The sequence below is a fragment of the Rhizobium sp. TRM96647 genome (assembly GCF_025780115.1).
Taxonomy (GTDB): Bacteria; Pseudomonadota; Alphaproteobacteria; order Rhizobiales; family Rhizobiaceae; genus Mycoplana.
Window position 1 is genome coordinate 1 of sequence record NZ_JAOXHF010000002.1, and the last position, 21,221, is coordinate 21,221.

Below are 21,221 nucleotides of genomic sequence, written 5' to 3' on the forward strand. Positions count from 1 at the left end.
CGCGGGGTGGAGCAGCCCGGTAGCTCGTCAGGCTCATAACCTGAAGGCCGCAGGTTCAAATCCTGCCCCCGCAACCAAACGATCGATATAAAAGCCCCGCATGCAGAAATGCAGCGGGGTTTTTGCGTTTCCGGGGCGCGGAAAACAACCTCTTTGCAGCCGTGCGTCGTGGTGCTCGGCAAGCCCGTCGGCATCACTCCGTTTGACCTGAGACCCTGATCTCCCTCCAAATTTTGGTAGAGCCCGTCACGCAGTGCTGCGAAAAACGAAATCTCAGTCTTTCGTCATTGGTTCCGCTGGCGCCAATCTCGTTAGAATGTGCGGGATCATTCCACCGGCCTTTAGGACCTGCAGTTCGAGATCTGTTTCGATGGCTGCCTTGCAAGCCAGGTGTCGGGACACTGATGGACCGTCTATGGTCACGGCCACCGTGGATCGTGGGCTCAAACTGGAGGCATCGATACTAATTTCGGTGTTCGACGCTATTCCCAATGAGCGGGGTTGCGCTCCGTCGGGAAGCAGGATGGGCAGGATGCCCATGTTGATCAGGTTGGACCGGTGGATCCTTTCGAAACTGCTCGCAAGCACGGCCCTTGCGCCCAGAAGCGCTACGCCTTTGGCAGCCCAGTCGCGCGAGGATCCAGCGCCGTAGCGCTCGCCCGCGACAATGACAACCGACCTCCTTTCGCTCTGATATCTTTGGGCAATTTCCCAGATTGGGCCGGTTCCGCCGCTTGGCCAATGGACTGTGATGGAGGCAGGCGTCTGATCCAGGAGAAGGTTCAGGGCGGTGCGGTTGTCGAACAGCCCCCGAACCATTGCCCGCCAGTTGCCACGCCTTGCGGCGTAAACGTTGAGATCATTTACGGGGTCGCCCATTTCGATCAGGTGACGTCCGGCATAGCCTGCCGGATCGATTTGCCCAGCCGGAGAAATATGGTCTGTCGTCATGTCGTCGCCCAGCACGATGAGCGGGGAGGCGCTGTATTTTCCGAGGCGGCTTTGCATTTGCTGCGAGGCGAAGGGTGGACGTCTTATGTAAGTGGAGTGTTCGTCCCAGGGGAAGAGGACCGACACAGGTGCCGCCAACGCATTCCACGCATCGCTTCGTTCGGCATCGGCAAAGGCATCGGCGAAATCGGTGGGACATGAACCGGCCCGGAGCACTGCAGCGATCTCTTCCTCGGAAGGCCAAAGATCCTTCAGGAAGATGGGCGTTCCATCGGGCGCGTTGCCAAATGCGTGGTGAGCAATGTCCTCGACGACGCTGCCCGCAAGTGCGAATGCGATGACGAGGGGTGGCGATGCCAGGAAGCCATATTGAAGTTTCGGATGGATACGACCGGGAAAATTGCGATTGCCGGAAAGGACTGCCGCGGAGATCGCACCATTGGATACGGCGAGGTCCATGTCTGGATGCAATGGGCCTGAGTTGCCGATGCAGGTCGTGCATCCGAACCCGACAATGCCGAACCCAACTGCCTCCAGGTCGTCGAGCAGACCTGCTCGCCTCAGGAGGCGCTCTGCAGCCGGAGAGCCGGGTGCCAGGGATGTCTTCACCCAATGTGGCGGCACTAAGCCAAATTGTCGGGCCTTTCGGGCGATCAGGCCAGCGGCGATCAGCAGTTTAGGGTCCGAAGTATTGGTGCAGCTCGTGATCGCCGCGATTGCGACGGCTCCATCGGGGATCTGACCCTCGGACTGTTGAAGAACGCGACCGGATGCATCGGCCAGAGCCTGACGTGCCTTGTGAAGCGGAAGGTGATCCTGAGGACGTTGTGGGCCGGCTACGATTGGCGACAGTGTCGACAGATCGAGTTCCAGAACCCGTGTATAGCGCGGCTGGACGTCGGGATTGAACCAAAGGCCTTGAGCCCTGGCGACGCTCTCGACGATATCGCATTGCCGTTCCGAACGACCGGTTTCTTGCAAATAGCGGATGGTCTGGTGATCGATCGGGAAGTATCCGCTCGAGGCACCATATTCAGGTGCCATGTTGGCAATCACGGCGCGGTCACCACATGAAAGACCGCTGACGCCTTCGCCAAAGAACTCGACGAATTCCCCCGAAACCTGGTGTTTGCGCAGAAGATGGGTAACCTCCAGCGCCAGATCGGTGGACAACACGCCGGGGCGGAGTGTCCCCTTGAGGTGTACTCCGATGACATCGGGCAGACGTAGCATCACCGGCATGCCAAAGAACACGCTTTCCGCCTCCAGACCGCCGACGCCCCATGCGAGTACGCCAATCCCGTTGATCATGGGGGTGTGGCTGTCGGTTCCAATCAAGGTGTCAGGCACTGCCCAATGCTCGCCGTGGTTCTCTTGAACCGAAATCACTGTTGCGAGCTGTTCGAGGTTCATGGTGTGCATGATGCCGGTTCCGGGAGGGTGGACCCGCACTCCGGGGAGGGCATTCGTCGCCCATTTCATCAGGCGGTAACGTTCTTCGTTTCGCTCCATTTCGCGTTGCATGTTGAATTCGCGCGCGCCGGGGCGACCGTACCAGTCGACAGCGACGCTGTGGTCGACGGAAACATCGACGGGGAGAACAGGTTTCAGAGTGGATGGGTCGCCACCCGCTTCGGCGATTGCATCGCGCATGGCGGCGATGTCGACGAGTGCCGGCACACATGTCGTGTCATGCATGAGCACACGGGTCGGATGGAAGGGAATTTCAACGTCGCTTCGCCCCTGTGCGAGCCATCCCATAAAGGCGTGCGTTACCGCTGCCGTCTCCATCGAGCCGGTACGAAGTGCATTCTCAAGAAAGATCCGCATCAGCCACGGAAGCCGTGCGAGATCCGGACCGAAGGATGCGTGCAGGTCGATCGCCTTCAATTGGCCTGTGCTGGTAGCGACACTCAGTTCCGGCATAAGGCATGCTCCAATATTGCATTTATTGTTTTAAAAAGCCAAAATATGAGGCGTGTCAAACTAATTTTGTGACGAAATTGGCTTTATTGTTTGATTTGATCCAAAAGATTGGATTTGCCGGTGTTCCAATTTGGTCGCTGCTCGCTTAAGTTTGCAGCAGACACGATGCGGCGTTGCATCGAACGAAGGCTGACAAATATGCGCTCGAGCCAACTGGCACAGAACATTGCGAACGAAATCACCTTGCTGGTGACGTCAGGCGAACTCGTCGTGGGGGAACACTTGAGGACCCAGCACCTTGCCGATCGTTTCGGAGTGTCCCGGTCACCTGTTCGCGAGGCGCTGCAAATCCTTGCCGACCAGGATGTCCTGGAGCAGAAGGAGAACAGAGGGTACTTCGTCAAAAGTACTGCCGGCGGGATTGCTGAGCCGGTGAGTGACGAGGCGCAACCCTTCGAGGTCGTGAACGACTATCAGCGGCTTGCGGAGGACTGGCTGACCGACAGGATATCGGCCGAGGTCACCGAGCAGATGTTGCGCGAGCGCTATGACCTGACGAAGGCGCAACTGAACGACATTCTCATGCGTGCAGTTCGCGAAGGCTGGGCGGAGCGCAAGCAGGGTTATGGTTGGCGTTTCCTGCCTGTCGCCAAGACGCCTGAAGCCTTTGAGCAGATCTATCGCTTTCGTATGCTAATCGAACCTGCGGCCATGCTTGAGCCCGAGTTTCGGCTCGATCGCAAAATCATTGATGAACAGCGTCGAATACAATCTCGCATGCTGGAAACCGATATCGAGCGGCTTCCTGCAGAGCGCCTGCTGCACAACGGAGCTCTTTTTCATGAAGAGCTCATCAAGATGTCCAACAACCCATTCTTCCATCTCTCACTCGTCCGCGTGAATCGCATGCGTCGCTTGCTGGAGTACCGCTCGCGCGTCGATCGCATCCGAACTGTCCGGCAGTGCCAGGAACATCTCGATATCCTTGATTTGCTTGAGCGCGGCGAGATCGTTGAAGCCTCCTACGCCATGCGCCGACACCTTGGCGGGGCGTTGTCGAAGAAGTCGCCGATCGCATGGGAATGGTTGAACCAGGCGCAGGAAAAAATCGAAGCCTGAATTTTTCGATTGCATTTTTGGATCAAAAAAGCCAATAGTCTCTCGTGACGTTGTGCGGCGAACTAGCTCGTCGCCTCATGGGAGATTGTCTGATGAAAATATTCGTGACGCCGTGTGACGGGATCGGTCCGGAGATCACTGCGGCAACAATGGAGGTCCTGAAGGCCACGGATTCGGCTTTTGGTTTGGGCCTTGAATACCACTTCGAGGACACCGGCTTCACGAGCCTGGCGAAGTACGGTTCGACCCTTCGCGACGAGACAATCGAGATTGCCCGCACCTTCGACGGCATCATCCTCGGACCGCAGTCCCATATGGACTATCCGCCGCGCGACAAGGGCGGCGTGAACGTTTCTGCAGGCTTCCGGGTGAAGCTCGACCTCTATGCCAACGTGCGTCCTGCCCGTTCCCGCAGCTTCCTCAACAATGCGAAGAAGATGGATCTCGTCATCATGCGCGAGGCCACGGAAGGGTTCTACCCGGACCGCAATATGTATGCGGGCACAGGCGAGTTCATGCCGACGCCGGACGTTGCGCTTTCTGTCCGCAAGATTACGGCTTCGGCCTGCGAGCGCATCGCACGCCAAGCCTTCCTGCTCGCCATGAAGCGCAACAAGAAGGTCACTGCGGTTCACAAGGCAAACAACTTCATCCTGACGGATGGCCTGTTCCTGCAGCAGGTGCGGAAGGTCGCCGCCGAATTCCCGGAAGTCACGCTCAACGAATTCATCATCGATGCAATGGCCGCCCATCTCGTGCGCGATCCCTCACGCTTCGACGTGATTGTCGCGACCAACTTCTACTCTGACATTCTTTCTGACCTGGCAAGCGAGCTCTCTGGCAGCCTCGGCCTTGCCGGCTCGATCAATGCGAACGCCGAAACCGGCCTGGTCTGCGCGCAGGCCCAGCATGGTTCGGCACCCGACATCGAGAACCAGAATATCGCCAACCCGACTTCGCTCATTCTCTCCGCGGCAATGATGCTGAGCTGGCTGGGTGAGCAGCGCGGCCTGCCGCAGTTTGAGGCTGCGGGAGCAGAGATCGAGCGCGCCGTCGACGAGGTTCTTGCCAATCCTGAATCGCGTACCCGCGATCTCGGCGGCAGCATCAATACGGACGCCTTCGGCGCGTTGGTGGCGAAAGCCGTGCGCAGCGCCTCGCCATCCAGGAAGGCCGTCAGCGCCTAGTGTTTGCATTTTTGTATTGCAAAAGCCAATTTGCAATGCGATGAAAAATACGGGGGCGTGCAAGCCCTCGTGTCACCGCCCGGAGGAGCTTGGAGCGCGGGCACGTTTTTTGGGAGAGAGAAAATGAACATGAGAGTATCGAGCCATTCCGCACGCTTGATTGCCGCTACGGCATTGATGGCCACTTTCGGTACAGCAGCATTCGCTCAGGAAGTCCCCGCCGGATATCCCGCGGACTATGCCTCGATCATCGAGGCAGCCAAGAAAGAGGGAACCGTATCGGTCTACACATCGACCGACGCTGCCCAGTCGCAGAAGCTGCAGGACGCCTTCACGAAGAAGTACGGCATCAAGATCGCCTACAACGACCTTGGGACCAACGGGGCCTACAACCAGGTGATCTCCGAGGCGGCAGCGGGTCAGACGACCGCTGACGTTGTCTGGAGTTCCGCCATGGACCTGCAAATGACGCTGGTTCAGGACGGTTATGCGTCGGAATATGCCTCGCCGGAGGCGGCCAGTCTGCCGAGCTGGGCGAACTACAAGAACATGCTCTTCGGTTCGACCGTCGAGCCGGTCGGTGTCATCTACAACACCAAGGCGCTTTCGGAAGATCGCTTGCCGAAGACCTATGCCGACATGATCACCTTCCTGAAGGACAACAAGACCGAGCTGCAGGGCAAGGTCGCGACCTTCGATCCCGAGAAGAGCGGCTCAGGCTTCCTTCATCATTCGAACGATGCCCGCAACCGTTCTGACTTCTGGGATCTTGCCAAGGCCATGGGCGACGACGGGGCCAAGATCTATTCCAGCTCCGGTGGCATGAAGGAAACGGTCGTTTCCGGCGAGAACGTCATCGCGATCAACATCATCGGTTCCTATGCCCTCGACTGGGTCAAGGAGAGCCCGAACCTCGGCGTCCACTTTGCCACCGACTACACGCCGGCGTTCTCGCGTTTGATCCTCGCGACCAAGGACGCACCGCATCCGAATGCGGCCAAGCTGTTCATCGACTTCATGCTCTCGCAGGAAGGTCAGTCGGCGCTCGCAGAAGGTGGTCTTCCCGCGGTGCGTGAAGACGTCACCGCCGGCCTGAATGTCAAGACGCTCAACGAGCGTGTCGGTGGCGGTCTGAAGCCGATCGCCGTCGATGAAGGCGTTCTCGAATACATGGACCAGATGAAGCGCGTCCAGTTCCTGAACGATTGGAAGGCCGCCCTCGGTCGCTAACGCCGCTCCGGCTGCGGCGCAGCAAAAGCGCCGCAGCTTCCAATTCCATTGCGAGAGGCAACGATGTCCCATGCACCAGCGCCGGCTGCGCTTCCGATGACGAAAGCGGCAGCCGAGAAGAAGTACCCCGCGAGAATGCCGCGAAACGGCAACGCGAACGCTTACCGACGAATTGTCATCGGCTTGCTTGCGATCGCGGTTCTGGCACCTGTCGGCCTGATCATCTACCAGAGCTTCCTGACGGCTGCTTTCTTCAGTCCGCGCGCCAAGTTTGGCTTTGATGCCTATCGCTACGTCTTTACCGACAAGAACTTCTATCGGGCACTCGGCACGACGGCGATTTTCTCCTTCGGGATGGTGGCCATCGCGGTGCCGCTGGGTGGCCTTCTGGCTTTTCTCGTCACCCGCACGGACATCAAGGCCAAGCGGCTGCTCGAGATCCTCGTGCTGGTACCGATGTTCATTTCGTCGATTGTCCTGGCGTTCGGCTACACGGTCTCCGTCGGACCGACGGGCTTCGTCTCGCTGTTCGTTCGCGACCTGATCGGCATCGTTCCATGGAACATCTACAGCCTGCCGGGCATGATCCTGATCGCCGGCCTCAGCCATGTGCCGCACGTCTATCTCTACGTGTCGTCGGCAATGCGCAATTTGCCTTCGGACCTCGAGGAGGCTGCCCGTACGACCGGTGCGTCCATCTGGCAGGTCTCTCGCGACGTGACGCTGCCGATGGTGCTGCCGGCACTGATCTTCGCGGCCGCCCTCAATATCCTGCTCGGGTTCGAGACCTTCGGCATACCCTTGGTGCTTGGCGATCCCAACGGCATCATGGTGCTGACCACCTACATCTACAAGCTCACGACGCTGTTCGGCACGCCGACCTACCAGCTCATGGCCGTCGTTGCCGTCGTCCTGATCCTCATTACCCTGCCGCTCGTCTGGATGCAGAGAAAGCTGCTCCGCAATGCCCGCAAATATGCGGCCATGGGCGGAAAGGGCGCACGCGTCTCAACCCTAAAGCTGGGCACAAGCGGCCAGTTGATCGCCCTTTCGATCATCGGCTTCTGGCTCTTCGTCTCGGTCGTCCTTCCGATCGGCGGAATTGCAGTGCGCGCCTTCGTCGATGCCTGGGGCGAGGGGGTCAACCTCTGGGATCAACTCACGCTTGCGAACTTCGATCGCATGCTCGAAGTCCCGAGCCTTGTTCGCGGCATCATCAACACGGTCGTGCTGTCGGTCTTCGGTGGGGCACTTGCAGTCGGCATCTATCTGCTGGTCGGTCTCGCGGGCCATCGCAACTGGGGCATGTCCAATACCGTGCTCGACTACATCGTCCTTCTGCCGCGGGCGCTGCCCGGTCTGGTCATCGGTCTGGCCTTCTTCTGGGTGTTCCTGTTCGTGCCGTTCCTGACGCCATTTCGTCCGACCCTGGTCAGCCTGTTTGTCGCCTACGTTGTCGTCGGTCTTTCCTATGGTCTGCGTCTTCTCCAGGGAACGCTGATCCAGGTCGCCCCGGAACTCGAAGAATCCGCTCGCACGACGGGTGCAACGATTGGACGGACGTGGAAGGACGTGGTCATTCCGATCGTGCGTCCGGGCCTGGCCGGTGCGTGGGCTCTCATCATGATCATCTTCCTTCGCGAATATGCGACGGGCGTCTACCTGATGGGCGCGGGCACGGAAGTCATCGGTTCGCTTATGGTCTCGCTCCTTCAGACGGGCGCCATGAACACGATCGCCGCCCTTTCCCTCATCAGCATCGTATTGACTGGCGCGGGCCTCGCACTCGCCCTTCGTTTGGGAGCAAAAATCCATGACTGAACTCGTTGTAAGCAATGTCCAGAAGTGGCTCGGCGGGCTGCAGATCCTGAAGGGTGCGTCATTCACGGCCGAGCGTGGTTCGATCGTAGCTCTGCTCGGGGCCTCCGGTAGCGGCAAGACAACGCTGCTCCGCTGCGTTGCAGGCCTGGAGCAGCCGGAAGTGGGGCAGATCGTCATCGGTGGAAAGACCGTGCTCGACGGGGAAAAGAAGCTGGCGCTTCCTCCCGAACAGAGAAACATTGGCCTCGTCTTCCAATCCTATGCTCTCTGGCCGCATCGCACGGTCAAGGAAAACGTCGGCTATGGGCTGAAGCTGCGCAACGTCGCCCAGGCGGACATCGAAAAGCGCGTGCAAGGGATACTGGAGCGGATGGGTCTCGGACATCTGGCCGACCGGTTCCCGTCCCAGCTTTCCGGTGGACAGCAGCAGCGCGTCGCGATCTGCCGGGCGCTCGTCTATGAGCCCCGTGTTCTACTCCTCGACGAGCCGCTGTCGAACCTTGATGCGAAGCTCCGCGAAGAGGCTCGTTACTGGATCCGCAAGCTGATCCTCGATCTCGAGATCTGTGCGATCCTGGTGACGCACGATCAAAGTGAAGCCCTGGCGGCTGCCGATAACATTCTCCTGCTGCAGGACGGACGCATCGTCCAGCAAGGAGGACCGCAGGAGATCTATTCGAACCCCAACAGCTTCTACTCCGCAGACTTCCTGGGCGCGAACAACATCGTCAAGGCGAAGGTGAAAACGGTGGACGGCAAGGTTGCCGTCATCGGCGGCGACAACTGGAGCCTCAACGGAACGATCCGCGAAACGACCGGCCTGAACGCATCCCAGGATGCGCGCGCCGTGATCCGCGTCGAACAGATCAGCGTGACGGACAGCCCGGCTGCAGACGGTCTCGAGATGAACCTCGACGATAGCATCTATCTCGGAGACCGTTGGGAGTACCGGTTGCGGCGAGGCGATTTCGTCGCCAAGGCGCACGGTGCCAAGCAGCTTGCCTCCGGCAAGGTTTGGGCGCGTATCCCGCCCGAAAGCGTATGGGTCTTTTCGGCAGGCACGCAATAGGCGGAGTGCCTCCATCGGCGGCCACGATCCTCCTGAGTGGCCGCCATTTTTCTTCCCGAGGATGAATGCAGTGAACACTCAACCGAGAATCGCGCTTGTTCATGCGACGACAATCGCCATGGATCCGATAAAGCAGGCCTTTGAGCGCGCGTGGCCCGAAGCCAATACGGTGAACATTCTCGAGGACAGCCTCTCGCCGGATCGAGCCAAGCAGGCCGACATCACAGACGGCCTGACGCACAGGATCGTTGCGCTGACGGAATACGCCCGCATGATCGGAAGCGACGCCGTCCTCTTCACGTGTTCGGCGTTCGGACGGGCGATCGAGCGGGCTGCGACGACGGTCGACATACCAGTCCTGAAGCCAAATGAGGCCATGTTCGAGGCTGCGATTCACAAGGGCGGTCGCACCGCGATGCTCTACACTTTCCCACCCGCCCGCGAAGGAATGGAAGTCGAGTTCCGCGCGGAAGCGGAGCGGCTCAATCCATCCGCCGAGATCGAGAGTTTTCTGGTTAAGGGGGCAATCGAGGCCGTTCGGGCCGGCGATGCGGAAACGCATAACAGGCTCGTCGCGGAAGCCGCAGCAAGGCTGGACGGATTCGATGCGATCACCTTGGCCCATTTCTCGACTGCACGGGCGTTGAATGCCGTCCAGGCCGTCACGAGCATCCCCGTTCTCACAAGTCCGGACGCGGCGATCGCGAAACTTCGTCGCCTGCTCGTCGCGGATGACCAGTCAATTCAAGGTGCTATGTGAAATGCTCCTAGGTGTCATCGACCGGACGGGATCTCGCATCTGCAGTTTATGCAGGGGAGGACCGCGAGGAAACCACCAAGTTGCTTGTGCTCCTGCGTGATGCTCCCAAGCGCTGCCGACTGCCTCGAACGTTGAAGAACTCAAGACCGCTTTTGCGGCCTGCTGACGGAGAGACCATGAAAACTGCTGATCTCGTGGACGCCCATGGCGACGACGTTCACTTCTGCAATCTGCCCTTCATCAAGCTCGGGCAGCGGAAGTCGTTCAGCGGGCCAATTGCGACGGTGACGTGCTTCGAAGACAACGCACTGCTCAAGGCCGAACTGCAGAAGCCTGGCAATGGGCGCGTGATGGTCGTCGACGGTGGTGCGTCGACGCGGTTTGCCCTGCTGGGTGACCAGATCGCGATGATCCTGCGCGACAACAATTGGGCTGGCATCATTATCAACGGGTCGGTTCGCGACAGTGCCGAGATCGATACGATGGACGTCGGCGTGTTCTGCCTGTCGATCACCCCGAAGAAGTCGAGCAAGGATGGCGTAGGCAGGCGCGACGTCGGTGTCAGCTTCGGAGGTGTTGCCTTTACCCCTGGTCACTTTGCCTATGCGGATCCGGACGGCGTGCTGGTGAGCGCAGAGAAATATTGCTGAGTTACGAAGAGAGATCCTATGCCGGAGAACCGATGGTCAGCGCATATCGGCTATCTGTTCACCAAGTTGCCGCTCTTCGAACGGATTGCTGCTGCGGCAGAAGCCGGGTTCACGGCGATCGAGCATCCGCAGCCGTTTGCGATCCCCGCAGCACAGATGCGGGCAGAACCGGCTTCGAATACTTCCCATCGAAAACCACGACCGACAGCGCTGCCTTCCTGCCGCGCTGGAAGCAGTTCATGGCAGCAAATGCCAAGCACGAACGACAAGACAGGAGGCCTGCATGATCACGGCGATCAATCCGACGAACGGAAGCGAACTGGCGCGCTACGAACTACATGACGACGCCTATGTCGACGCCGCCCTGTCTGCTGCAGCCGAGGCACAGACGTCCTGGCGGAAGGTTCCCGTCACCGAACGGGTCCGTCTCTTGCATGGAATGGCGAAGGTGCTTCGCGCCAACAAGGCGCGCTATGCGGAGATGATCACCCGAGAAATGGGCAAGCCGATTGTCGAGTCGGAGGCCGAAATCGAGAAGTGCGCCTACAACTGCGATTTCTATGCGGAACACGCTCCGCAATATCTGGCCGACGAACCGGTCAGATCCAATGCGTCCGAAAGTGTCGTCGCTTTCGATCCCCTCGGTGTCGTGCTTGCCATCATGCCGTGGAACTATCCGTTCTGGCAGTTCTTCCGCTTTGCGGCTCCGGCGTTCGCCGCCGGCAACGGGGCAATCCTGAAGCATGCCAACAACGTGCCGCAATGCGCGCTGGCGATCGAGGAGGTGATGGCGGAGGCCGGCTGCCCCAAGGGCCTGTTCCGCACGCTTCTGATCGAGCCGCAAAAGGTTGCAAGCCTGATCGCGGACGACCGCATTGCCGCCGTGACCCTGACCGGTTCGACGGAAGTGGGTGCGATCGTTGCCGCACAGGCAGGCAAAGCGCTGAAAAAGCAGGTGCTTGAACTCGGCGGCTCGGATCCGTTCATCGTCCTTGCCGATGCCGACCTGGAAGAAGCAGCAACGGTTGCGGTCAAGGCACGCTACATCAATGTCGGCCAGTCCTGCGTCAACGCCAAGCGCTTCATTGTCGAGGAGAGCATTGCCGATCGTTTCGTCGAACTGTTCTGCGCCGGTGTCGCCAGGTTGAAGATCGGCGATCCGATGGAACGCGACACGAACATCGGTCCGATGGCGCGCGCCAATCTCATGACGGGTCTCCATGCCCAGGTCGAAAAGACCGTCGCTGCCGGCGCGACGCTGATGACGGGCGGAAAGCCGCTCGAAGGCGACGGCTTCTATTATCCACCGACCGTTCTCGATCACGTAACACCCGAGATGACCGCATTCCGGGAGGAGACCTTTGGACCGGTGGCCGCCATCATCCGGGTAAAGGATGCAGAGGAGGCGATCCGCCTTGCCAACCAGACGGAATTCGGCCTTGGATCTGCGATCTGGAGCAAGGACGTCAGGCGGGCCCGAGAGCTTGCTCGCGACCTGGATGCGGGTGCCGTCTTCATCAACGGCATGGTCGCTTCCGATCCCCGCTACCCCTTCGGGGGCATCAAGCGTTCCGGTTATGGCCGCGAACTCGGCGTCTATGGCATCCGGGAGTTCGTGAACATCAAGACCATCTGGACCGGTCCAGTTACCTCTGCATAGTAAGGAATGAAATTCATGACATCGTCTGCCCAGCCGGCAATCCTGCGTCCCCGCGAACTGAAGACGAATGACCGCGGCGGTGGCGCGCGCACCACGCCGCTTGTCACCCGCAGGTGCGGCTCGACCAGCATGATCAACGGCATTACCGCCTTTGATCCGGGTGCCGCCATCGGCCTGCACAAACACAATTGCGAAGAGAGCGTCATGGTCATCGAGGGGCAGGCGATCGCGGAGATCGACGGCGTCCAGCATCATCTCGATACCAACGACACGACCTGGATTCCCGCAAACGTCCCGCATCGCTTCATCAACGCCACGGACAAGCCGATGCGAATCTTCTGGGTCTACGCATCGATCGACGCCACGCGGACCATGATCGCGACGGGTGAGGAACGTGCCATCGATGCCGAGCACGGCCACCAGTCCGGGGCAGGCAGATGATCCTTGAAGTTGTCGAGATCACCGTGAAGCTTCGTGGTGAACAGGCACGAGCAGGGAGGCTGCTCCCCTGTTTCTCAGGGGCCAAGGTTGCCACGGCGTTTCCCTGCATCGGGTCGTCGAGACGACATCACTCTATCGCCTCGTGATGAAGTGGGAGACCTTGGACAATCACATGGTCGACTTCCGCAATTCCGACGATTTCCAGGAATGGCGAAAGCTCGTTGGTCCTTTCTTTGACGGTATACCGGTCGTTACCCACTCGGAAAGCGTCGCATTCTATGATTGAACATGCGTAGCAAACGTACGGTCGCCATTTCATTTGCCCTGACATTGGTGATTGCCGCGGCCGGCGGCTGGCTGATGTGGCATTTTCATATGCCACTCGCCTGGCTCCTCGGTGCGATGATTGCAACGGGCCTTGGTGCGCTTGTGCGCCTGCCGCTGGCGATGCCTCGCTTCGCCAGGCCGCCGATGACGGCCCTGATCGGAGCGATGCTCGGAACATCCTTCTCGCCCGCAGTGTTCGAACACGTAGGCTTGTGGCTTCTGTCTCTTTCCGGTCTCGCAGTCTTCATCGCGACTGCCGGGGCAGCAGTCTACGCCTACTTCCGCCTGGTCGCAGGCCTTGACCACCCAACCGCCTTCTTTTCGGCGATGCCCGGCGGACTGGTCGAGATGGTGACCCTTGGCACCGAGCGGGGTGGCGACGAGAAGACGATCGCACTCATCCATGCGTCAAGGATCTTCCTCGTCGTCCTCAGCTTGCCGTTCCTGATCCAACTGTTCACGGGAGCGCCTATCAGCAGGACCGGAACCAGCTATGTTCCTCTTTCGAGTGTCGAGCTGGCAGATCTTGCGTGGTTTACTGCGGCCGTCATCCTGGGTGTCGGGGCGGGAATCCTCCTTCGTCTCCCGGCCCGATATCTGATGGGGCCAATGGCCGTCAGTGCCATCCTGCATTTCACCGGCGTCACCGACTTCGAAATGCCGAGCGTCGCACTGGCGGCGGCCCAGGTGGTGATCGGCGCCACGGTCGGATGCCGCTTCGCCATGGCGCCGCCGGGGGAGATCCTGAAGGTTATCGGTCTCTCGATCGGATCCACTTTCCTTCTGCTGTGCATATCGCTGGGGTTTGCCGGCGTTCTCGCCTATTTCACGGGTGATCGCTTCATCGCGCTCGTGCTGGCCTACTCGCCAGGCGGTGTGGCAGAGATGAGCATCATTGCGCTGTCACTCGGGATAGAAGTGCCCTTCGTCGTCCTTCACCACATCGTCCGCGTCCTGCTGGTCGTGGCGGGATCGGCTTTGGTGTTTCGATATGTGAAGAAGCGCTGAAGCGATTTGCGGTCTTCATTCGCGCAGATAACTCGATAGCCTCGTGTGCTTGGTTCGTATCCTCTCACATCAGGTTTTTTGTCAATTGTTCATCCGAGTGGCATCGAATTTCTTCTTACTAAGCGGATCCGCGGTCTGAGCCCATACGATTACCGGCCCGGTTCTCGGGCCTGTACAACCTCACATCCGGTCGCCGCTCTCGGCGGCTGCACCATTATCCCGCATTCGACGGGCGCGGGCTCAGGAGAACGGACCAAACTCAAGATCGGCGTGTAAAAGCCAAAAGGATACCCGGTTCGTTCCACCTGGATCCGTCAGAGCTGATCAGGCTCTGAGGATTTGTTTTTGCGTTTTGTAGGCTCTTTCGGCTTCAGGCAGTCTTCATGATCGCACCTTCGATCACGACGCCAGACTTCACATACTTCCAGAGAGCTACGAGCAGCTTACGCGCGAGCGCGACGATCATTGGCGTCTTTAAGCGACCGGCGTTCCGAGCAATGCGCTCTTTGAACCATAATGTTAATGTCGATTTCGGTTGATGCCGCAACCATAGCCAAGCGAGCTCGACCATGGTGGCTCGCAAACGCGGATTTCCGGCCTTGGACACGCCTTGTTCGCGGTTGACGTTACCGCTTTGCCAAGGGGAGGGGGCGAGGCCTGCGTACGACGCGATTTGGCGTCGGTTGTCGAAGTGTCGGAACAGCCCTTCTGTGTAAAGTATCGTAGCGAATTCCGGCCCTATTCCTTTGATGCCCAAAAGAGCGGTCGCTTCCCTCGGTGTCTCCGACGTCTCGCGAGCGATCAAGGCATCTCGTTCTGCTTCGACAGCCTTGATTTGTGTGAGCAACAACTCGAGACGATCGAGCTCTCTGCAGACTTCGGCTTTCAGATGTTTTGCTAGCGGACGCCCGTCGCCAGTTCGAAGCTCGTCCAGACGCTGGCGGCGATCCCGATTGACAGGTTCATACTTCCGAATTCCTTGCGTGAAGAGCAGTCCTTTTATGCGGTTGACGTGGAAGACACGTTCGGCAATCAGAGTTTTCCTCTCCCGCCCAATCCGCCGGTTGTCATCCTCCTCAGGTGTAAGAAGCTTGACCATTGAGCATGCACGCGGTTCGCCGCGTTTCCATGCAATCAAAGCGCGGATTAGCGTTTCACCATCGATGCGGTCGGTCTTAGCCCGGCGATGCCGGCGCGGCATGGCAATTGATGCGGCTTCAACAATGTGGCTCTCTATCCAGGCTTCCTTGCTCAGCATTCGTCCGAGCCAGAAGCCATCCAGTCCGGCCTCCTGAATCACCACAATTGGGTAGAGTATGTTCCTTCGCCGTTTGGCCTTCTCGCGGAGCGCGGCAAAACACGAGAACAGGCCAGCGATGTCGCCTCCGCTGATGGTGTGTCGGGACATCTTTTCGCTGCAAGGTGACAGAGCTGTCACCAGCCAGGTCGATTTGCTCAATTCCAACGAGACGAAAATTGCGCCAAGATCGACGAGAGTAGCGGTTTGCGCTTGAGATTGACCTGCTGTTATCGGCATGGTTGGCCTCCAGAGAGTTTTCTAGCGACCTCACTCTGCCACGGTGCAGGCCGCTACTCACCCCTGATGGGATCTCAAGATCCGCCAATTCTGCAAGTCTCCATGCCATCAGGCCCTGCAACCAGAGGTGTCAACAAACCCCGTCGCATACGCGACGGGGTTTTGCGTTTCCGGGATGCGGAAATTGCGGCCTGTCGAACATACCCCGATAGGGCCTGTAAGATATCGATCGCACAGGGCGATCAGCAGCATCCAACGAGCCTCAAGAGCAGGTCTCAAGGGGACGTTCAAAAACAGCGGGCAGGGCGGCTTCTGCGTGAAACACAATTTGTCGCGATTTGTCGCGACGCCCAGAGCCAAGCAACAACGGTGCTGCCTCACTGGATTCGCGGCTGGTTCAAGAAGAGTGCCCTGTTTATTTAATTGTGTCAAAAATGTTTGACACAATTAAAAATCGGTCCTAGCATTATGAATAATCATACAAGGCCCCGCCATTTCAAAGGACGGGGCTGCAAAAATACCAGAGGGAATATGGATATCTTAACGTACGGATTAATTTCCGCGAGCGTCGTCCTGTTGTCTGCGCTTGGCTTCGCGATGATCCTCAAGGTCGAGGGCTTCCTGAATATTGCGCACGGGCAGATGCTTCTGCTTGGCGGCTATATCGGCCTGCTGTTCAGCAATCTCGGCTTGAGCATCGGTCTGTCTGCCGTCCTGGCGGCTATGATCTGCGGCATCCTGGGCGTGCTGTTCTACCGCGCCTTCTTCCGGCCGGTGAAGGCCCGCGGTGCGCTCGTCCTTCTCTTCACTTCGGTTGGCATCGCCTATGTCGTCCATGGCCTCGTCGGCGTCGTCGCCGGCAAGCGCATGCTGGCCTACGACCTGCCGCCGGTGCGCGCCATGCAGCTCTTCGGCGAGCCGTTCATGACCGTCTACGAACTGGCGATCTTTATCGTCGCGGTCCTGTCTGCCCTGCTGATGCATCTGTTCCTGACGCATACGTGGTCGGGCAAGAGCATCCGAGCTGTCTCCGACAATGAGGCGTTGGCGCGGGCGCGCGGCTTCAACCCGACCAACACCTCCGATCTCGTTTGGTTCATCGCCTCGGCGCTCGGCGGACTGGCCGGGGTGTTCCTGGGTGTGATCGGATCCCTTCACCTGCAGATGGGCTGGCAGCAGATCATCGTCATCCTCGCCACCACCGTGCTCGGCGGGCTCGGCAGCATCTATGGCGTCATGCTGGCGTCGGTCGTGCTGGCCTTCGGAATCGAGTTCGGCCTGCTCTTCTCCAGCGCCAACTACCGTACGGGCCTGGCGTTTCTCATCATCATCGTCGTGTTGCTGATCAAGCCGGAGGGGCTTCAGGCCCTCTGGGGTGGCGGCAAGGCGCGGACGCACTGAGGGGAGGTCGAAGAGAATGGAAGGCTTGTTCCTCTTCGCAGTCAGCATCATCACGCTTGGGGCCATCTATGCCATCATCTGTCTGGCGCTCAACCTGGAATCCGGCGTCGGCGGGCTCTGGGACCTCGGCATCGTCTCCTTCTTCGGGGTCGGCGCATACACCTACACGCTTCTGACCGCCCCTGCCGCGCAGGCGCACCAGCACTATGTCGCGGGCTACGGACTGCCGATGTGGGGTGGCTTCATCGCGGCCGGCGTCGCCGGTGGCCTGAGCGCCTGGCTGATCGGCATGCCCTCGCTGAAGCTGAAGCGCGAGTATTTCCTGATCACCACGCTGGCATTCTCCGAAGTGATCCGCCAGATCTATGTCAACGAGGAGTGGCTGACCAATGGAGTGGCCGGCATCTACGGTCTAGCCCAGCCGTTCAAGGGGCTGGTCTCGCCGGCGGCCTACAACTATGTGCTGATCGCCGTCCTTCTCGTCAGCCTGGCGGCGACCTACCTCGCCGTGCGCCGGATCGTGCTGTCGCCATTCGGCCGGACACTGAAGGCTATTCGCGAGAACGAGGCGCTGGCGACGACCGCCGGCATCTCGGCCCGCCGCTACAACATGAAGGTCTTCATTGTCGCTGGCACGCTGACGGCCTTCGCCGGCGTGTTCTACGTCTGGTACAACACGCTGATCATTCCCGGCCAGTTCACCTCGGACCTGACCTTCTTCATCTGGACGGCCGTCATCATCGGCGGTCTTGGCAGCCTGCGCGGCGCGCTGATCGGCGGCTTTGTCTTCATCGTGCTGCACGACGTTCTGCGCTTCATCCAGGTCTCTGGCGAGATGGCGGTCGCGCTGACCTCGTTGCGAACCGCGCTGATCGGCGTCGTTCTGGTCGCCATCCTCCGCTTCCGACCCGATGGCATCCTGCCCGAGAGGCCGGTCATTCTCGACAACCGCAGCAATCGGGGTGGCCGCGATGCTTGAAGTTCAGGGCGCAAACCTCTCCTATGGCGGCGTGCGCGCGGTCAACGACGTCTCGCTCAGGGTCGAGGCCGGCAAGATCGTCGGCCTGATCGGCACCAACGGCGCCGGCAAGACCTCGCTCTTCAACGTCATCAGTGGCTTCGTGCGTTCGGACAGCGGCCGCATTGCCTTCGAAGGCAAGGACATCTCCCGGACGGACCCGTCCGAAATCGCCCTGTCCGGGCTCATGCGGACCTTCCAGACGCCGGTCGGGTTTCCGAGGATGACGGTGCTGGAGAACATGATGGTGTTCTCCAGGCCGGAGAAGACGCTGCGCCAGCGGATATTCGGTCCCGCCGTCGCCGATAAGGCAGTCATCGACGAGGCGCTCATCCGGCTGGACGCCTTCGGTCTTTCGGCCCGTGCCAACCACTGGGCGCAGGACCTCAGCGCACCCGAGTTGAAGATGCTGGAATTCGCCCGCGCGATGATGGCGAAGCCGCGCCTGCTGATGCTCGACGAGCCCGCCGCCGGCGTCAATCCGGCCATGCTCGACAGCCTGGCGGCCCGCATCCGCGACATGCGCGATGAGGGGATCACATTCCTGGTCGTTGACCACAATCTGAAGTTCATCTGCGACGTCTGCGAGGAAATCTACGCGATGGCTGACGGCAAGGTCATCGCCCACGGAACGCCGCAGGAAGTCACCGCCAACAAGGCCGTCATCGAGCTCTACATCGGCTCGCAGGCAGCCTCGTAAAGCCGAATGCATCGTGAAGTTGTGATAACCAAAAGGGGAACTGCGACGATGAAATATCTGAAAAATCATTACAAGAGGCTTGCGGCTGCCACGCTCATGGCTGTCTCCGTGCTGGGGCCAGCCGCTGCAGGACAAGCCCTCGCCGAGGACGTCAAGCTCGGTCTGCTTGTCGGCTTCACGGGCGACATGGGGCCGTGGGCGCCGGCGCTGAACAACGCGGCGGTCCTGGCCGTCGAGGAGATCAACGACGCAGGCGGAATTCTCGGCAACAAGGTCGTGCTGATCTCCGAAGACAATGCCAGCAGCGTGAACGGCGCCGTTCGTGGCGCGCAGAAGCTTGCCAGCGTCGACAAGGTCAGCGCGATCATCGGGCCGGAGTCCGATCCGATCGTGGCGCTGATGCAGTTCGCCAAGGACAACAAGCTTCCGATCATCTCGACTTCGGCCGGCACCGAGGCGCTCGACAAGGTCGGCGGCAAGGGCAACTACATCTACCGCACCAATGCCTCCGACAGCTTCCTTGGTGTCGTCCACGCCAAAATGCTTCTCGACGAGATCAAGGCGAATGAGGTTGCCGTCGTCGTCGAGAATCTTGAAGGGACCGTCAGCGGTGCGGATACCTTCATCCGCAACTACGAGAAGTTTGGCGGCAAGGTCGTCAAGAAGATCGTTCTCACCTCCGGTCAGAGCAGCTATCTCAATGAAATCCGCGATCTCGCCAGCGTCGATCCCAAGCAGATCTTTCTCGCCGTCGGCCAGACCGCGGGCGTCAATTTCGTCAAGCAGGCCTACCAGCGTGGCTACGACTGGAAATGGTGGGTGACTGCCGAACTGCAGAGCCCCGACTTCGTCAAGGCGGCCGGCGTCGAGGTGGTCAAGGGCTTCATGAACCCGGTCAGCAGCCAGACCGAGGGTGCCGAAAGCTGGAAGCGCTTTTCGGATGCCTATGAGCAGCGCTTCGGCGAGAAGCCGGAGCCGGGCTTCTACCAGGCCGAGACCTACGACGCCTTCATCGCCACCGCGCTCGCGATGGAAGCGGCCGGTGCCACGACGGGCGAAGCCGTCGACAGCAAGTTGACCGACGTGGCCGGTCCCGGCGGCGAAAAGGTCGTTTCCTTCGCCGACGGCGTGAAGGCGATCCGCGAAGGCAAGGACATCGACCTCGAAGGGGCTTCCGGCTCGCTGGACTTCAACGAGAACGGCAACGTCACCGTGCCCGCAACCCGGGTGCTGCAGGTCAACGATGCGGGCGAGTGGGTGGCGATCAAGACCGTCGATTCCAGCGCCTTCCCGGCCAACTGACGAAGACAGTGTGTCCACGCCGGCGGCGGCCGCTCCCGGCGTGGACATGTCGACATGCGACTGCGTGCCCTAGGGGCCAGAGGACAAACAATGACTGCGACGATCGTGCCGCCCATTCTCGCCATCAACAATCTCGTCTCTGGCTACGGCAAGCTTGCCGTCCTGCACGACGTGTCGCTGTCGCTGCGCGAGGGCGAAATGCTGGCCGTGATTGGCCCCAACGGTGCCGGCAAATCGACGCTGATGAAGACGATCATGAACCTCGTCAACACGATGAAAGGCGAGATCCTCTTTGAGGGCAAAGACATTGCCGCGCTGGAAACGCAGCGCATCGCCGGCCTCGGCATCGGCTATGTGCCCCAGACGCAGAACGTCTTCGGTTCGTTGACCGTGCACGAAAACCTGACGATGAGCTGCAATCTCCTGCCGCGCGACGAACACGCCACGGCGGTGGATGCCATCTACGAGCGCTTTCCGCGGCTGAAGGAGCGCCGCCGGCAACAAGGCCGCTCCTTGTCGGGCGGTGAGCGGCAGATGCTGGCGATCGGTTCGGCGCTGCTGGCCAAGCCCAGGCTTCTCATTCTCGACGAACCCGTGTCGGGGCTTTCGCCGCACATGACCGACGAGGTCGCGCGCGGCATCAGCCGCATCAACGACGGCGGCGTCACGGTGATCTGGGTGGTGGAGGAGAACCCGCACCAGGTCATCGGCCTCTCCGACAGCGTCTGCATCATGGGTACGGGGACCGTGCGGCTGCACCTGCCGGCGGACGACGTGATCAAGGCCGACAATTTCAAGGAGATGTTGCTCGGCATCTAGGCTGCCCGGCGATCGCTGGCTACTGCTGCTCTGGCCAGCCAGCAGAACGGCGGACGGGCAGCTCTCCGGATTCCTAACCCTTGAGACCATCGCTGCAATAAGCGATGATCTCCTCATCAGACTGTCCGCTGTGGCAAGCTGAACTATTCCCGGCTTCCTCCGGAAAGCACGGCGTTCGCCGAAACCACCCCTTGGGATGTCATCCTCTGCGACCTGCAATTGGTGCGTGTCGAGGGTTGGAGCGCCTGCTCGGCGCCTGCTCCGCAGCGTCCAATAGTTCCTTAATATAGTCAAA

At 59.9% G+C, this 21,221-nt stretch carries 17 protein-coding genes, 1 tRNA gene and 1 pseudogene; 17 read left to right on the plus strand and 2 right to left on the minus strand.

Annotated features, from left to right (window positions below):
* Positions 1-77, plus strand: a tRNA-Met gene (locus OCK02_RS02935).
* A 196-nt stretch (positions 78-273) separates the two neighbouring features.
* On the opposite strand, the gene acnA is transcribed toward OCK02_RS02935, so the two are convergent.
* Positions 274-2,877, minus strand: a complete 2,604-nt coding sequence (gene acnA, locus OCK02_RS02940; RefSeq protein WP_263811974.1) for an aconitate hydratase AcnA — start codon at positions 2,875-2,877, stop codon at positions 274-276.
* A 198-nt stretch (positions 2,878-3,075) separates the two neighbouring features.
* On the opposite strand from acnA, the gene OCK02_RS02945 reads away from it, so the two are divergent.
* The 11 genes and pseudogenes from OCK02_RS02945 (at position 3,076) to OCK02_RS02995 (ending at position 14,149) form a co-directional block, all read left to right on the plus strand.
* A complete protein-coding gene (locus OCK02_RS02945) occupies positions 3,076-3,996 on the plus strand; it encodes a GntR family transcriptional regulator (protein ID WP_263811975.1) in 921 nt (306 codons plus the stop codon).
* Positions 3,997-4,088: 92 nt separating this feature from the next.
* Positions 4,089-5,183 (plus strand): isocitrate/isopropylmalate dehydrogenase family protein, encoded by a 1,095-nt coding sequence (locus tag OCK02_RS02950; RefSeq protein WP_263812210.1) that lies wholly within the window; start codon positions 4,089-4,091, stop codon positions 5,181-5,183.
* Positions 5,184-5,306: 123 nt separating this feature from the next.
* On the plus strand, positions 5,307-6,413 hold the full coding sequence (locus tag OCK02_RS02955; protein ID WP_263811976.1) for an ABC transporter substrate-binding protein: 1,107 nt from the start codon (positions 5,307-5,309) through the stop codon (positions 6,411-6,413).
* A 63-nt stretch (positions 6,414-6,476) separates the two neighbouring features.
* Positions 6,477-8,234: an ABC transporter permease gene (locus tag OCK02_RS02960; RefSeq protein ID WP_412178759.1), complete on the plus strand. Its 1,758-nt coding sequence runs from the start codon at positions 6,477-6,479 to the stop codon at positions 8,232-8,234.
* Positions 8,227-9,303, plus strand: coding sequence for an ABC transporter ATP-binding protein (locus OCK02_RS02965; RefSeq protein WP_263811977.1), 1,077 nt, complete (start codon positions 8,227-8,229; stop codon positions 9,301-9,303). Before OCK02_RS02960 ends, OCK02_RS02965 begins: the two co-directional genes overlap by 8 nt.
* Positions 9,304-9,373: 70 nt before the next feature.
* Entirely contained in the window at positions 9,374-10,063 is a 690-nt protein-coding gene (locus OCK02_RS02970) for an aspartate/glutamate racemase family protein (RefSeq protein WP_263812212.1), read from the plus strand.
* Positions 10,064-10,239: 176 nt separating this feature from the next.
* Positions 10,240-10,713 (plus strand): ribonuclease E activity regulator RraA, encoded by a 474-nt coding sequence (gene rraA / locus OCK02_RS02975; protein WP_263811978.1) that lies wholly within the window; start codon positions 10,240-10,242, stop codon positions 10,711-10,713.
* A 283-nt stretch (positions 10,714-10,996) separates the two neighbouring features.
* Positions 10,997-12,373: an NAD-dependent succinate-semialdehyde dehydrogenase gene (locus OCK02_RS02980; RefSeq protein WP_263811979.1), complete on the plus strand. Its 1,377-nt coding sequence runs from the start codon at positions 10,997-10,999 to the stop codon at positions 12,371-12,373.
* A 15-nt stretch (positions 12,374-12,388) separates the two neighbouring features.
* The gene (locus OCK02_RS02985; RefSeq protein WP_263811980.1) at positions 12,389-12,814 is read left to right on the plus strand and encodes a cupin domain-containing protein; all 426 of its coding nucleotides are present in this window, start codon (positions 12,389-12,391) and stop codon (positions 12,812-12,814) included.
* Positions 12,811-13,100: pseudogene (locus OCK02_RS02990) on the plus strand (antibiotic biosynthesis monooxygenase family protein). Before OCK02_RS02985 ends, OCK02_RS02990 begins: the two are co-directional and overlap by 4 nt.
* 2 nt (positions 13,101-13,102) lie before the next feature.
* Positions 13,103-14,149, plus strand: coding sequence for an AbrB family transcriptional regulator (locus OCK02_RS02995; protein ID WP_263812213.1), 1,047 nt, complete (start codon positions 13,103-13,105; stop codon positions 14,147-14,149).
* A gap of 370 nt (positions 14,150-14,519) precedes the next feature.
* Here OCK02_RS02995 and OCK02_RS03000 read toward each other — a convergent pair whose 3' ends face one another.
* Positions 14,520-15,686 (minus strand): IS110 family transposase, encoded by a 1,167-nt coding sequence (locus tag OCK02_RS03000; protein ID WP_263811981.1) that lies wholly within the window; start codon positions 15,684-15,686, stop codon positions 14,520-14,522.
* Positions 15,687-16,217: 531 nt separating this feature from the next.
* Between OCK02_RS03000 and OCK02_RS03005 the strand changes: the two genes are divergently transcribed.
* The 5 genes from OCK02_RS03005 (at position 16,218) to OCK02_RS03025 (ending at position 20,926) form a co-directional block, all read left to right on the plus strand.
* Positions 16,218-17,087, plus strand: coding sequence for a branched-chain amino acid ABC transporter permease (locus OCK02_RS03005; RefSeq protein ID WP_263811982.1), 870 nt, complete (start codon positions 16,218-16,220; stop codon positions 17,085-17,087).
* 16 nt (positions 17,088-17,103) lie between these two features.
* Positions 17,104-18,066 (plus strand): branched-chain amino acid ABC transporter permease, encoded by a 963-nt coding sequence (locus OCK02_RS03010; protein WP_263811983.1) that lies wholly within the window; start codon positions 17,104-17,106, stop codon positions 18,064-18,066.
* Complete coding sequence (locus OCK02_RS03015; RefSeq protein ID WP_263811984.1) at positions 18,059-18,805, plus strand: ABC transporter ATP-binding protein; 747 nt, start codon at positions 18,059-18,061, stop codon at positions 18,803-18,805. The genes OCK02_RS03010 and OCK02_RS03015 overlap by 8 nt, the downstream gene beginning before the upstream one ends.
* Positions 18,806-18,853: 48 nt before the next feature.
* Positions 18,854-20,107, plus strand: coding sequence for an ABC transporter substrate-binding protein (locus OCK02_RS03020; RefSeq protein ID WP_263811985.1), 1,254 nt, complete (start codon positions 18,854-18,856; stop codon positions 20,105-20,107).
* Between the two features lie 90 nt (positions 20,108-20,197).
* Positions 20,198-20,926 (plus strand): ABC transporter ATP-binding protein, encoded by a 729-nt coding sequence (locus OCK02_RS03025; RefSeq protein WP_263811986.1) that lies wholly within the window; start codon positions 20,198-20,200, stop codon positions 20,924-20,926.
* Positions 20,927-21,221 lie beyond the last annotated feature (295 nt).